The 13,508-nt window shown below is 71.9% G+C and carries 15 protein-coding genes and 1 pseudogene; 12 read left to right on the forward strand and 4 right to left on the reverse strand.

Translation table 11 applies throughout. The features are described 5' to 3' along the window. Positions 1 to 12 precede the first annotated feature (12 nt). Positions 13 to 1,245 carry a phosphodiester glycosidase family protein gene (locus AB0Q90_RS10650; protein ID WP_363162282.1) on the reverse strand — a complete coding sequence of 411 codons (1,233 nt, stop codon included), beginning with the start codon at positions 1,243 to 1,245 and terminating at the stop codon, positions 13 to 15. Between the two features lie 75 nt (positions 1,246 to 1,320). Further along, on the reverse strand, positions 1,321 to 1,680 hold the full coding sequence (locus tag AB0Q90_RS10655; protein WP_363162283.1) for a DUF779 domain-containing protein: 360 nt from the start codon (positions 1,678 to 1,680) through the stop codon (positions 1,321 to 1,323). A gap of 149 nt (positions 1,681 to 1,829) precedes the next feature. On the opposite strand from AB0Q90_RS10655, the gene AB0Q90_RS10660 reads away from it, so the two are divergent. The 6 genes from AB0Q90_RS10660 (at position 1,830) to AB0Q90_RS10685 (ending at position 7,269) form a co-directional block, all read left to right on the forward strand. Then, positions 1,830 to 2,741: an ion transporter gene (locus AB0Q90_RS10660; RefSeq protein WP_363162284.1), complete on the forward strand. Its 912-nt coding sequence runs from the start codon at positions 1,830 to 1,832 to the stop codon at positions 2,739 to 2,741. Positions 2,742 to 2,824: 83 nt separating this feature from the next. Next, a complete protein-coding gene (locus AB0Q90_RS10665) occupies positions 2,825 to 3,259 on the forward strand; it encodes a VOC family protein (RefSeq protein ID WP_363162305.1) in 435 nt (144 codons plus the stop codon). 135 nt (positions 3,260 to 3,394) lie between these two features. Beyond that, positions 3,395 to 3,649: a polyprenyl synthetase gene (locus tag AB0Q90_RS10670; protein ID WP_363162285.1), complete on the forward strand. Its 255-nt coding sequence runs from the start codon at positions 3,395 to 3,397 to the stop codon at positions 3,647 to 3,649. Continuing rightward, positions 3,642 to 4,667, forward strand: coding sequence for a polyprenyl synthetase family protein (locus tag AB0Q90_RS10675; protein ID WP_363162286.1), 1,026 nt, complete (start codon positions 3,642 to 3,644; stop codon positions 4,665 to 4,667). Before AB0Q90_RS10670 ends, AB0Q90_RS10675 begins: the two co-directional genes overlap by 8 nt. Before the next feature lie 35 nt (positions 4,668 to 4,702). Beyond that, entirely contained in the window at positions 4,703 to 5,863 is a 1,161-nt protein-coding gene (locus AB0Q90_RS10680; protein WP_363162287.1) for an oxygenase MpaB family protein, read from the forward strand. A 155-nt stretch (positions 5,864 to 6,018) separates the two neighbouring features. After that, entirely contained in the window at positions 6,019 to 7,269 is a 1,251-nt protein-coding gene (locus tag AB0Q90_RS10685) for a phytase (protein WP_363162306.1), read from the forward strand. A gap of 29 nt (positions 7,270 to 7,298) precedes the next feature. Here the strand turns inward: AB0Q90_RS10685 and AB0Q90_RS10690 are convergent, their stop codons facing one another. Next, on the reverse strand, positions 7,299 to 8,318 hold the full coding sequence (locus AB0Q90_RS10690; RefSeq protein WP_363162288.1) for a DUF389 domain-containing protein: 1,020 nt from the start codon (positions 8,316 to 8,318) through the stop codon (positions 7,299 to 7,301). A 193-nt stretch (positions 8,319 to 8,511) separates the two neighbouring features. On the opposite strand from AB0Q90_RS10690, the pseudogene AB0Q90_RS10695 reads away from it, so the two are divergent. Both AB0Q90_RS10695 and AB0Q90_RS10700 read left to right on the forward strand, forming a co-directional pair. Next, positions 8,512 to 8,823: pseudogene (locus AB0Q90_RS10695) on the forward strand (sugar ABC transporter permease); the annotation flags it as partial. 291 nt (positions 8,824 to 9,114) lie between these two features. Next, positions 9,115 to 9,195: a hypothetical protein gene (locus AB0Q90_RS10700; protein WP_363162307.1), complete on the forward strand. Its 81-nt coding sequence runs from the start codon at positions 9,115 to 9,117 to the stop codon at positions 9,193 to 9,195. A gap of 35 nt (positions 9,196 to 9,230) precedes the next feature. Here the strand turns inward: AB0Q90_RS10700 and AB0Q90_RS10705 are convergent, their stop codons facing one another. After that, positions 9,231 to 9,686, reverse strand: coding sequence for a cupin domain-containing protein (locus tag AB0Q90_RS10705; RefSeq protein ID WP_363162289.1), 456 nt, complete (start codon positions 9,684 to 9,686; stop codon positions 9,231 to 9,233). 73 nt (positions 9,687 to 9,759) lie between these two features. Here AB0Q90_RS10705 and AB0Q90_RS10710 point away from each other — a divergent pair, with 73 nt between their 5' ends. The 4 genes from AB0Q90_RS10710 to AB0Q90_RS10725 all read left to right on the forward strand — a co-directional run bounded on the left by AB0Q90_RS10710 (position 9,760) and on the right by AB0Q90_RS10725 (position 13,388). Beyond that, entirely contained in the window at positions 9,760 to 10,701 is a 942-nt protein-coding gene (locus AB0Q90_RS10710; protein WP_363162290.1) for a LysR family transcriptional regulator, read from the forward strand. A gap of 39 nt (positions 10,702 to 10,740) precedes the next feature. After that, positions 10,741 to 11,601, forward strand: a complete 861-nt coding sequence (locus AB0Q90_RS10715) for a PhzF family phenazine biosynthesis isomerase (RefSeq protein ID WP_363162291.1) — start codon at positions 10,741 to 10,743, stop codon at positions 11,599 to 11,601. Between the two features lie 234 nt (positions 11,602 to 11,835). Continuing rightward, positions 11,836 to 12,273 (forward strand): NfeD family protein, encoded by a 438-nt coding sequence (locus AB0Q90_RS10720; protein ID WP_363162292.1) that lies wholly within the window; start codon positions 11,836 to 11,838, stop codon positions 12,271 to 12,273. Between the two features lie 29 nt (positions 12,274 to 12,302). Next, positions 12,303 to 13,388, forward strand: coding sequence for an SPFH domain-containing protein (locus AB0Q90_RS10725; RefSeq protein WP_363162293.1), 1,086 nt, complete (start codon positions 12,303 to 12,305; stop codon positions 13,386 to 13,388). Positions 13,389 to 13,508: the final 120 nt, after the last annotated feature.

Below are 13,508 nucleotides of genomic sequence, written 5' to 3' on the forward strand. Positions count from 1 at the left end.
GCGCGACGGGCCTCACGGGATGGTGAAGACCCCGATGCCGTTCGGGACCGGGCGTTCGGCGCCGCCCGACGGGTGGTTGCGCACCGTGACGGCGGAGCCGCCCGGCTCGCGGGCCACCAGCGTGGAGGAGCCGCCGCCGTCCAGGCTGAACGCGTCGACCGCGCCCAACGACCGCATGGTCCTTGCCACTTCGGCGATTGTCAGGCCACGGCGGTACTCGGGGGCGCCGTCCAGCGTGAACAGCAGCACCTGCCGCCCGCCGTCCGCGATGCCCACGGCGGTGCGCACGGCCGACGTCCTGTCGTCCAGGCCGGCCAGCGGCTCTCCGCCGGTCAGCACCGGGTATCCGCCGACCGCGAACCGGTAGGGCACCCGGGAGGCCTCGGCCACCAGCCGGTGCCGTACCGCCACCCGCTGCCCCAGGCTGAACTTCCGCAGCTCCTGCGCGCCCGCCTCGCGGCCCACCAGCACGGTCGTGCCCGGCGCGACGGCGCCGCCGCCCGGGGTGTCGGCCGACGCCACCACACGGCCGTCGCGGATCGTCACCTCGTGGGTGTCGGTGCTGCACGGGGCGGCCCGGTCGGTGTCGGTGCCGCAGGTGGCGCGCACCCGGGAGGCCGCGCCCCACGCGGAGGTGAACGCCCCGATGGAGCCCACCGGCAGCGCGTACTGGTTGAGCCCGCCGAGTTCGAGGAAGCCGTCGGCGGTACGGATCGAGCCGTCCAGCGCCAGACCGTCCAGCCGGGCCCGGCGGTCGAAGCCCAGGCCGATGACGTCCTCAGTGTCGGTGCCGGGCGGCAGGGCGGGGCCGAAGCGCTGGCCGTCGGGCACCGCCGCCTTGAGCGTCCGGCCGGCCGCGATCGCCGGTCCGACGCTCGCGCCGGTGGCCTCGACGCCCGGGTGCTGGGTCTCGGTGATGTTGAAGAAGTCGCCGTTGACACCCGCCACGGCGCCCTGGGCGTCGGCAAGACCGGAGACGGTCGCCCGCGCGGCCACCGCCCCCGGGTACAGCAGATTCAGGGTGACGCGCGGATCGTTGAGGTCGACGCGCAGCACATGGCCGTGGGCGAGTCCGGCCGCGGCCGGGATGTCGAACTGTTCGTACACCACACCCGGCGCCAACTGCGTGCCGCTCGGGACGGCGCCGGCCGGTGCCGCCCCCACCAGGGCCGCACCGGCCAGCGCTCCGAGTGCCGTGAGAAACGTCAGTACCGTTCTGCCGAACCGTCTTTGACGATGCGTCACAGTTCCCCCTGAGGTCTCGTCAACTGTCCCAGGACTCAGGGGAAGTGCACCAGACGGAGGGGGACCGCGGGATGGCTATGCGCCGACGACGCGAGAACGGGTGAGAAAACGCACCCCCTCGGGTGCCTCCAGCGAGAAGCCGCTGCCCCGGCCCTCGACGACGTCCACGATCAGCCGGGTGTGGCTCCACGCCTCGTACTGGCTGCGGGCCATCCAGAACGTCACCGGCTCCGCCACCCCGGCGACATACAGCTCCGCGAGCAGCACGTCCGAGCCGCCGGTGCGGAACTCGCCCTCCGGGTAGCACATCGGCGCGCTGCCGTCGCAGCAGCCGCCGGACTGGTGGAACATCAGCGGACCGTGCGCCGCGTACAGCTGCCGGACCAGATCAGCGGCGGCGGGGGTGAGTTCGACGCGCGGGATCTCCTCATACATGGGTCCACGGCAGCACGGGGGAGGTTGCGAGAGGGTTGCACGGTCCGAGGTAGGGGAGGGTGCCGTGCGCTGACCTCGCACACCTGCTCCCATCCCACGGCTCCGGTGGCCGGGAATATCCCCCCGTCCGCCGGAGCAGATACAGCAGGATGACCTTCACGGAATCCGTGCCGGGGCCCGCTCGCCGAGTGTTGGCGGAGTGGGCCCGGGGCGTTGCTGAGGCCCGCTGGTTCGCCGTCGCCGTTCTGGTGCTGATTCTTGGCAACGCCGCTCTGCTCGGGGCGGAGACGTACCAGGGGCTGGCGGAGGAGTGGCGGCAGGGGTTGCGCGTTGCCGAGCAGGTCTGTCTGGTGGCCTTCACGGTCGAGATCGTGGTGCGGGTGTGTGCTCATGCGGACCGGCCGCGGGAGTTCTTCCGCGATCCGTGGAACCTGTTCGATCTGGCCGTCGTGGTCTGCGCGTTCCTGCCGCTGGTGCGGGAGAACACGACCGTCCTGCGGCTGCTGCGGCTGGCCCGCGTCCTGCGCACCGCGCGCTTCCTGCCCCAACTGCGCATCGTCATGGTCGCGGTGGCCCGCAGCCTGCCGGGCACCGTCAGCTTTCTGCTCGTCGGTGCCCTGCTGTTGTACGTGTACGCCATGGTGGGCTGGCTCTTCTTCGGCGGCCACGATCCCGAGCAGTACGGTTCGATCGGCCGCGCGGTGCTCACCCTCTTCCTGCTGATGACCCTGGACGGGCTCGGCGAGGCGGTCCACGCCGGACTGGAGATATCGCGCTGGAGCCTGCTCTACTACGTCTCCTATGTGCTGATCGCCTCCTTCGTGCTGGTGAACGTCCTCATCGGCGTCGTCATCAGCTCCCTGGAGGAGGCCCGGGAGCTGGAACGGGAGCGGGCCGACGAGCGGCGCCCGCCCGAACCGCTCGCGGTGGCCGACGGGTGCGATCACGGGCGCGAGCTGAGGGCGCGTATCGCCGCCGCGCGCAGCGCACTGGACGACCTCGAAGCGGGACTTCAGCACGTGACGCAAAATCGTTCGACGCGCGGACGACGGGGTGCCTAGGATCACCGGCGCGGCATCGCGTGTCGGTCACCGTCCGGGTGAGGCATGGAGGTTCCGCGGAGATGCCCACGGAGGCATTCACCTTGTCAGTCGAGCTCAATCACACCATCGTCCTCTCCCACGACCGGGAGAAGTCCGCCCGTTTCCTCGCCGAGCTCCTGGGGCTTGAGGTCGGCGAGCCCGCCGGACCGTTCCTGCCCGTCGTCACCGCGAACGGCGTCACGCTGGACTTCGCGGCCGTCGACACCGACATTCCCGTGCAGCACTACGCGTTCCTCGTCTCCGAGGAGGAGTTCGACCAGGTCCTTGCGCGGCTGGTCACGGGCCGCGTGCCCATCCAGGCCGACCCGCACGCCCGGTTCCCGGGCCGGATCAACCGCAACGACGGCGGTCGGGGCGTGTACTTCAAGGATCCGGCCGGACACGGTCTGGAGGTCCTCACCCGCCCCTACGGCTCCGATCCCGCCTCGCCCCTCAACGGAGTGACCGAAGAGGTCTCCGGGGCAGTCGCGAACTGACCGCGTGTCGTACGGGTGTGCGGAGTGATCCCTCGTTCGTGAATTTTTGTTCCCTCCCGGCGGACGCACGGGGAAGCTGAAAACAGGGGGCGGCGCAAGACCGGCGCCGCCCCCTGTCGCATGGGGGGAGAGCATATGAAGGGCACGGACGAGCGCGCGTTACTGCTGGCGGCGGGGCTCGCCGATCTGGCGGTCAGCAGCCTGGGATCGGTCGTCGGGGGCCTGCGCGGGCTGCTGCGCCGCTCCGACGCCGCGGAACTCGCGGCGGACACGGAGGACGAACTCCGGGCGCGCGGACGGCTCGTACTGGACCGATATGCCGCGCCACCGGCCCACCTGGAGGTGCTCGCCCGGCACGCGCTGGCCCGTCGGGCCGCCGCCGATGCCTGAGCCCCACCGGGTTGCCGCGTTCAAGGCGCGGGTCGACGAGGTGCTCGGCCGGTTCGTGGCCCAGGAGGCCGACCAGCTGGTCGCGATCGACGCCGAACTGGGGCCGGTGGCCGAGCAGTTGGAGATCGCCGTCGCCGACGGCAAGCGGCTGCGCGCGGCGTTCTGCTACTGGGGCTGGCGCGCGGCCGGCCAGCCGGACAGCGAGGCCCTCGTCCGCGCCGCCGCCTCCATGGAGCTGGTCCACGCCGCCGCCGTCGTCCACGACGACCTCGTCGACGACAGCCCCCTGCGCCACGGCCGCCCCACCGCCCACATCGCCCTCCAGGAAGCCGTACGCGGCGCGGGCGCGGCCCGCTCCCTGGCGATGCTCGTGGGCGACCTGCTCATGGCCCTCGCCGGGCAGTTGTTCGCGACCAGCGGTCTGCCCGCCGCCTACCTGGCCCGGGCCCGCCCCCTGTGGGCGGCCCTGGCCAGGGAGCTGATTGCGGGGGAGTGCCTGGAGATCCTGCGCACCGGTGCGGCCCCGGACACCGCGACCTCGCTGAAGGTGATCCGGTACAAGACCGCCAAGTACACCGTCGAACAGCCCCTGTTGATCGGCGGCGCCCTGGCCGGCGCCGGCGAGCGGCTGCGCGCGGGCTACTCGGCGTACGGTCTGCCCCTCGGCGAGGCCTTCCAGCTCCGCGACGACCTGCTCGGCCTGTTCGGGGACCCGGCCCGCACCGGCAAGGCCAACCTCGACGACCTGCGCGCCCGCCGCCCCACCGCCCTCCTCGCGGAGACCTGGCGGGTGGCCGACGAGGCCGAACGGGACCGCCTGCGGGCGCTGTTGGACCGGCCCGACCTGGAAGAGGTCCGCGCGGTGATGCGCAGACTCAAGGCCCCCGACCGGATCGAGCGGATGATCACCGAACGCGTCGAGGAGGCCGTCGGCGCCCTTGACGACCTCGCCCTGCCCGCCCCCGCGGCCCACGCCCTGGCCGACCTGGCCCACTCCGCCACCGCGCGCCAGTACTGACCCGGACGCCTCGCCGTAGACGAAGGAGCCCTGTGATGACGTACACCGAGGAGTCGATGGACGCCCTGCGGCTGGTCGGCGACGAACTCGCCGATGCCACGGTGGCCGCGCTGTTCGAGCGTGGCGAGGTCGGCACGTTCAACACGCTGATGCGGTACGTCTCCACCGCTGGAGCCCCGCTGCCCGACGGACTGCCGGACGTCGCCCGCGACTACCTGGAGGCGACCGGCGCGCCGCCGTCCTGGGTGGACTGGGCGGAGATGGAGAAGGCCCGGCTGTTCTTCATCGACAACAACGTCCACATCTCCACCGCGCTGTCCTTCGCCGCGATGCCCGCCTGCTATGTCGTCCCGCACGTGGCGCAACTGCTGTCCGCGACGCACGGACTGTCGTACCCCTCCAAACGGATGGCCGAGACGGGTCAGTTCACGGTCTACCTGATGCAGCCCGACGCGTTCGAGGCCGGCAGTCGCTTCATCCCCGCCGCGCAGAAGGTCCGGTTGCTGCACGCCTCCATCCGTCATCATCTCAAGCGCGAAAACCGCTGGAACACCGATGAGTTGGGCCTGCCGATCTGTCAGGAGGACATGATCGGCGGGCAGATGTTCTTTTCCATGCTCGTCCTGGACTCCCTGCACCGGCTGAACATCCATATGAGCACCGAGGGCGCGGAGGCGTACTACTACGCCTGGCGGGTCGTCGGCGCGATGCTCGGCGTCGACCAGGAGGCGGTGCCCAGGGATCTCGAACAGGCCCGCCGCTTCCTCGACTTGTACATGCTGCGGCACATGGGCCCGTCCGAGGAGGGCGCGCATCTCACCCGCCAGCTGATCGACCTGTACGAGGAGGTCGTGCCCGGCACCTTCTTCGACCCGATCGTCTCCGCCCTGATCCGTCACCTGGTCGGCGACACCTGCGCCGACTGGCTTCAGGTGCCGCGCACCGGCTGGGACACCGTGGTCAAGGCAGTCCCCCACCTGCTCGGCGCCCTGGAGAGTGTCGAGGACCGCTCCCCGCTCGGCGCCTGGGCCCTGGACCGTCTCGGCCACCTCACCACCGTGCTCGAACTGTCCTCGCTCACCCGCGGACGCGTCATGCACTACGCGATCCCGGAGCAGTTGAAGAAGGAGTTCGGCGTCGATCAGGCCGTGCCGCGCACGCGCCGCTGGTCCCCGCCGGCCCCTTCTGTTATGTAGTGTTCATGCCACGGTCATCCGTGGGCAGGCAGCCGACGCCGAGTCTTCACACAGCCTCGCCAGGCTGCGAACGCATCCGATCATGAGCCGAAGGAGCGTTCCGCGTGCCCCAGTCCCGTATCCGCCGATCGCACGTCCTGCTGATGACGGCCACGATGGTGGCCCTCGCCGTGACGCTGCCCGCACAGGCCCAGGCCTCGGACGAGCTGCCCGCGATCACGCCCCGCTCCGAGACGGCGGCGCTGTACGACGACGAGGCGGGCGGCAACTCCGACGCGGACGACCCGGCGATCTGGCGCAACGCGGCCGACCCGGGCCGCAGCCTGGTCGTCGCGACCGCCAAGGAGGGCGGCCTGCGCGTCTACGACCTCGCCGCGCGCGAGATCCAGTCGATCGCCGCCCCGGCCGGCCCGACCTCCGAGGACGCCCCCGGCCGCTTCAACAACGTCGACCTGGTGCACGGCCTGAAGCTGTCCACCGGCCGCGCCGACCTCGCCGTGACCAGCGACCGCGGCAACGACCGGCTCCGCTTCTACCGCATCGACCGCGATCGCGCGGGCGGCCCGCTCACCGACGTCACCGACCCGTCCGCACCGCCCGTGTTCTCCGCCGACCAGGAGGAGATCAACGAGCAGCGCACCGCGTACGGCCTGGCCACCTGGACCGACCGCGCCACGGGCCGCTCCTACGCGCTGGTCAGCCGCCGCGAGACGACCAGCGTCGCGCTCCTGGAACTCCTCCCGAGCGGCTCCGGCAAGGTCACCTACCGCAAGATCCGCACCATCGACCTGCCGTCGGCCTTCCGCCTGCCCGACGGCAGCTCGTGGACCCCGTGCCTGGAGCCCGGCGAACTGCCCCAGGTGGAGGGCATGGTGGTCGACCCGGCCAACGGCACCCTCTACGCCGGCCAGGAGGACATCGGCATCTGGCGGATGCGTGCCGACCTCACCGGCACGCCCCAACTCATCGACAAGGTCCGCGAGTACGGCGTACCCGGCACCTACGACGAGGCCACCGAGGAGTGCACCCCCGGCGCCGACCCCGGCTACGGCGGAACCCGTATCTCCGCGGACGTCGAGGGCCTGACCCTGATCCCCGAGGCCGACGGCGACGGCTACCTCCTCGCCTCCAGCCAGGGCGACAACACCTTCGCCGCGTACGACCGCGAGCTCGGCGACGACAACGAGTACGAGGGCGGCTTCCGAGTCACGGCCGCCTCCGACACCCTCGACGGCTCCGAGGAGTGCGACGGGGCCGCGGCCCTCAACGCCCCGCTCGGCAGCCGCTACCCCGACGGTCTCCTCGTCGTCCAGGACGGCGACGAGACCCCGCAGGGCGAGGACCGCGAAGCCACCGGCTTCAAGTTCGTCGACCTCGGCGACGTGATGGACGCCCTGGAGGACTGACCGACGGCCTCCTCGCGGGGCTGCTCTGCTCAGCTGAGTCCGCTCTCGCGCACCGTGCAGCTGTCCGACTCGGCGGGACACCAGTGGGTGCGCCCGCCGACCAGGTGCAGTTCGAGGTCGGCGTCGCGCATGCCGTCGGCGTCGAGCGCGCTGCGCAGGGCGGCCGGCGCGGGCTGCGGGGGCAGGCCGAGCACACCGATGACGACGATGCCGTTGCGGGCCTCGACCGAGGCGATCTGCCACTTCCGGCCCTCGGCCCAGCGCTCGGCGACCGGGCGGGCGTCCGCGGCGAGCGCGCGGTCCCGGGCGACGGAGACGGTACCGGCGGTGAGGGGGACGGCGACGAGCACCACCACACTCACCACGGCGGCCAGCGCTCTGCCGCGGAACCGCCCGACCCGCAGCCCCGCGCGCTCGGCCCCCGCCCTGACCCCGTAGCACAGGAACACCACGGTCCCCGTGGCCACGATCGCGGCCACATTCGTGGCGAACAGCAGCGCCGACTCGCCGGCGTCGTGATAGCGGCGCACGGTGATCAACAGCCCGGTGACCGCCAGCGGCGGCACCAGGGAGATGGCGATCGCGACCCCGGGCAGGGTGTCGGAGATGTCGGAGCGCACCAGCGCGAAGGCGCCGACCGTGCCGGTGGCCAGCGCGGCGAGCAGGTCGATCAGCCGGGGACTGATCCGTGAGGACACCTGGCTGTTGGAGGCGAACGCGTCGGGCGGGGAGACGATCCAGCCGAGCAGCATGCCGATCGCCACCACCGCCAGCGCGCCGCCGAGCACCAGCAGCACACAGCGGAGCACCTGATGGCGGTCGGCCAGGACCAGGGCGAGGGCGCTGCCCAGGATCGGCGTCATCAGCGGGGCGACGATCATCGCGCCGATGACCGTCGCCGTGGAGTCGCCGACCACACCGGCGCTCGCGATGACGGCGGCGAGCACCAGGAGCCCCCAGAACCGGGTCGAGCTCGGGCTGCGCAGCTCCCGCTCGATGAACAGGGTGTCGGCCATGCGCCGGGCGGCGACCGCATCGACCTCTGCCACCCGTGCCTCCTCGCCGATCCGGTGCCCTGGTGCCCAGGGCACCGTCACCAAGGCCGGGGCGCCATCAGTGGCGGGCCGATCGGGTGAACCGGCCCCGGCGTCTCACTCGCCCGACGGCGACGCCAGCGGAACGCCCAGGGGCACCGGTGTGCCGAAGTTCGGGGTGCCGTCGGCGTTGCAGGTGAACTTCTAGGCGGCCCGGATGGACGGCGCGAGCCGCGGCCAGATCTTCCGCCGTATCACCCTGCCGCTGCTGAAGCCGTCCCTCGCCCTGTCCCTGCTGCTGTGCGTGACCGGATCGCTGCTCGCCTTCGACCAGTTCTTCGTCCTCACCAAGGGCGGCCCGGACAACAGCACCGTCACCGTCGTGCAGTTGATCTACCGGGAGGCCTTCCAGCGGCTGAACCTCGGCACCGCGGCGGCCCTGTCGATCCTCGTCCTGGCCGCGCTGCTCCTGCTCAACGTCGCCCAGTTCCGCGGCCTGCGCCGCGCCGACGAGTCATGAGGGGAGACCCCGCCGTGCTCACCCGCGCCCTCGGCCGCACGCCGTACTACGTCCTCGCCGGAGGACTCGCCGTCATCTTCCTCTTCCCGCTGCTGTGGAACGCCTGGGCCTCGGTCAGCGCCCAGCCCGGCACCGCGCAGGAGTCCGGCCACGGCCTCGGCAACTACCGCACCCTGCTGGACTACGACGCCGGCCTGTGGCGCTACCTGCTCAACAGCACCCTCGTCTCGGCCCTCACCGTCGCCCTGACCCTCGGCGTCTCGCTGCTGGGCGGCTACGCACGGCACGGGGATCACCCTGGTCCCGTACCACTCCTGGGCCAACCGCGGGCCGTCGACGATGCGGGTGTGGCTGCCGACGACGGGGCGGTGACCCCAGGTCTTCGTCCGGGGCGACGACCGTTTCGTTCACACGAAGTGGACGTCGTAGCGGTCCTGTTCGGGCAGCAGGGCCTCGAACGGCTCCAGGCCGTGCTGGATGCGGCCCAGCGCGCGGAAGTAGCCGAAGCGGTCGATGCCCGGGGTCAGGACCGCGAGGAGGTCGGCGGTGGACCCCGGGGCGGCGCCGAAGGAGTGCGGCAGGCCGGGCGGGACCGCGACGAGGCCGCCGGCGGTGACGGTCGTCGTGGTGCCGTCCAGCGTGAACCGCATGACCCCGTCGAGCACGAGGAACAGCTCCGTCGACAGTGCGTGGTAGTGGGTCCGGGCGCCGGCCGCGCCCGGGCCGAGGGTGAGGCGGTTGGCGCCCAGCGCTCCGCCGGTGTCGCTGCCGTCGGCCAGCAGGTGGAACGCGCCACCGTGGGGGAGCGGTACCCGCTCGGCCTCCTCGGCGTGCACGATCAGCGCCCTCTGCGTCTCGGTCATCGTGCCCGGTCCTTCCGGTCGGAGTGTCGACGCAGTCATTCGATCCCGGGAAGAAGCGGCGTACCACAGGCAGTTGGCGAAGACAGTGATCAGCGTTCGTGACGAATGGCAAGGGGTGGGCGACGGCATGGAGCTGCGCCAGTTGCGGTACTTCGTGACCGTGGTGGAGGAGGGCGGGTTCGGCAGGGCGGCCGCGCGACTGACCATCGTCCCGTCGGCGGTCAGCCAGCAGATCGCGCGGCTCGAACGGGAGTTGGGCCTGGTGCTCTTCGAACGCACCACCCGACGGGTCCGGCTCTCCGCGGCCGGCGAGCGACTGCTCCCCGAGGCGCGTGCCGTGCTCGCGGCGGCCGACCGCACGGCGCGCGTGGCCGCCGACATCGCGGCCGGCGACGACGGGATCCTGCGGCTCGGCGGCATCCACGGACCCGGCGACCGGATCGACCGCGTCCTGTCCGAACTCGCCGTCGGCGCACCCCGGTTGCGGGTACGGCTGCACCGGCTGCCCGTCACCGAGCGGCTGGCCGCGGTACGCGCCGGGGAACTGGACGCGGCACTGGTGCGGGCCGCGTCGGCCGCGCCCGGTCTCGAACTGCTGCCGCTGTGGAGCGACCCGCTGTACGCGGCCCTGCCCGAGGACCATCCGCTCGCGGCCGAACCGGCGCTCCGCCTTGAACAGGCGGCCCACCTGCCGCTGCGGCTCGCACCCCGCGAGACCAACCCGCCCTTCCACGACCTCGTCACCGGCGCGCTCCGGGCCGAGGGCCACGAACCGGCCCTGGGACCGCCGTTCAGCGACCTACGGGCCACGCTCACCGCGATCGGCAGCGACCGCACGCCCTCATGGACGGTCTTCTACGAGGTGCGCGGCCTGCCGACGTTCCCCCGGATCGCCCTGCGCCCGCTCACCGGCCCGGCCGTCACCACGTCACTGGCCCTGCCCCCGGGGCCGCCGAGCCCGGCCGTGCGCCAGCTGCTGGCCGCCCTGCGCGAGGTCACGCCAGGTGCTCCCTAGCCAGGACACGCGACGGCACCGGTCGGTACGGTGCCGCATGTGACAGCCGATGCGCACCTCCCGCCCGTGACGATCGTCCGCGCCTGTCTGCGCGACGGCACGGGCGGCAGCCCCACGGCCGTACTGGACGACGGGCCGCTCAGCGACAGCGAACGCCGGCGCGTCCCGGTCCTGGCGGGCACGTCGCACGCCGTCTTCGTCTCCACGCCCGGGGGCGACGGGGCCGCCACCGCCTTGCTGCGCTTCTTCACCGCCGAGGGCGAGCTGCCCGCCTGCGGCCACGGAACCGTCGCCGCACTGGCCCACCTCGCCGAACGCTCCGGCGCCGACACGTACCGCACCACCCTGCGCACGGCGAACCGCACCTTCACGGGGTGGGCCGCTCGGGACACCACGGGCCTGCGTGCCGCGTTCGATCCAGGGCCCGTCGACCTGCGCGACCCCACCGGGATGGAGTACGACCTCGTCCTGCCCGCCCTCGGTATCACCGCGCGCACCCTGGCCCCGGGCGCCCGTATCGCCTCCGTGGGTCGGCCCCGGCTGCTGCTCCCCCTGGCGTCCCCGGCCGCCGTCACCGCGCTCGCCCCGGACTTCGACCGACTGCGCGCCGCATGCGACCGCCTCGGCCTCCTGGGCTGCTATGCCTACTCCGAGCCGACCGCCCGGGGCCGCGTCACGGCCCGTATGTTCGCCCCGTCGATCGGCGTCCCGGAAGACATCGCCAACGCCAACAGCACCGCCTGCCTCGCCGCTCACCTGGCCGACCGCGGCATCACCGACCTCACCGTCGACATGGGTGACTCCCTGGGCAGTCCGGCCACCATCACCGCCACCGCGAGGCAAGGCCCCACGGGCCCGGTGATCCGCCTGGGCGGCGCCGCCCAGGTTCTGCGCCGGTGAGCCGAGCGGGCAGCGTCTGATGGGCGAAGGCCCAGGTCAGGCGCGTACTTGCACCTGCTGATGTCGCCCGACCGGCAGCCCAGCACCCACGAAGATTGCCGGTCCCCGGCAATGCGTCGAGCGTCAAGAGCACGTCAGGATGGCTGTGCGGGGGAACTACGGCTGTCGTGCCTGTCCTGCCCGGCGTTCCCGAGAGGTAGCTTGGTGGAGAAGGCCCTGAGGGAGGGCGATCGAATGCCGTGGTTCGTATGGCTGCTCGCCGCCGCGGGGCTTGGCGTCGCAGAGTTCTTCACCCTGACACTGGTCTTCGGCCTGTTCGCGGGCGCAGCGCTGGTCGCCGCCGTGGTCGCCGGCGTGGGCGTCGGCCTGCTCGGCCAGCTCGTGGCGGTCGGAGTGACAGCGGCAGCGGGTCTCGTCATCGCCCGCCCCATCGCACTGCGCTACATGGCGGACCAGCCCCTGACCCGCGACGGCAGCGACGCGCTGATCGGCAAGCGGGCCGAGGTCCTCCAGGAGGTCACCGCGACGCGCGGCCTGATCAAACTCTCCGGCGAGGAGTGGTCCGCCCGGGCCCTCGACGAGAGCCAGGTCATCCCGGTGGGAGCACTGGTGGAGGTCATGGAGATCCAGGGCGCCACGGCCATCGTCTACCCCCGCGAACTCCTTCCATGAACGGCTGAACGCCTACCGACGGAGGCACCGTGGATCCAGTTGTCATCCCCATCCTTGTGGTGGCCATTTTCGTCGTCTTCCTCGTCGCCTCCTCGGTGCGGATCGTTCCGCAGGCGCGCCGCTACAACGTGGAGCGGTTCGGCCGCTATCGCCGCACGCTGCAACCCGGGCTGAACCTGGTCCTGCCGGTGGCGGACCGGATCAACACCAAACTCGACGTGCGCGAGCAGGTCTATTCGTCCGACCCCAGACCGGTGATCACCGAGGACAACCTCGTGGTGAACATCGACACTGTGCTCTACTACCAGATCACGGACCCACGGGCGGCGGCCTACGAGGTCGCCGACTACCTGCAGGCCATCGATCAGCTCACCGTGACCACGCTGCGCAACGTCATCGGCAGCATGGACCTGGAGGAGACGCTCACCTCGCGCGAGGAGATCAACTCCCGGCTCCGCGCCGTCCTCGACGACGCCACCGGCAAGTGGGGCATCCGGGTCAACCGCGTCGAGATCAAGGCCATCGACCCGCCGCACACCATCAAGGAGGCGATGGAGAAGCAGATGCGGGCCGAACGCGACAAGCGCGCGGCCATCCTGCACGCCGAGGGAGAGCGGCAAGCCAAGATCCTCACCGCGGAAGGCACGAAGCAGAAGGACATCCTGGAGGCACAGGGCGCCCAACAAGCCATGATCCTACGGGCGGACGGCGAGGCAAAGGCGGTGGAGCTCGTCTTCCAGGCGGTCCATCGCAACAACGCCGACGCGAAGGTCCTGGCCTACAAGTACCTTGAGACGCTCCCGCACTTGGCGAGCAGCGACAACAACACGTTCTGGGTGATCCCCGGCGAGCTGACCGAGGCAATCCGGACGGTCACCAGCGCGTTCGGTGACCAGTCGACGGCGGGTCCTGCCCAGCCTGCGCAACCTGAGCAGGCGGCCGCCATCGACACGTCGGACGAAGGCCGGAGCCCGGAGCTCGAAGCGGGCTCGATGGTCTCGCTCGACGCCGCCACGGCCGCCGACGAGGCAGGAAAGCAGGCCGCCGCCGCGGTCAACGACGCCAAGGCGGAGGCCGAGGCCGCGAAGTCGCCCCAGATGCCGCGCCGGGGGTAGACGCCGGTTGGACCCACCGGCTTTGCTCCTCACCGGGACTCCTCGGTGCTGAGAGCCGCGCCCTCGCACGACCGGGGCGGGCTCGGCCTTCCGCCGAGCCCGCCGCGCCGGCTCCATATC

The sequence above is a fragment of the Streptomyces sp. NPDC079141 genome (assembly GCF_040686775.1).
Lineage (GTDB): Bacteria > Actinomycetota > Actinomycetes > Streptomycetales > Streptomycetaceae > Streptomyces.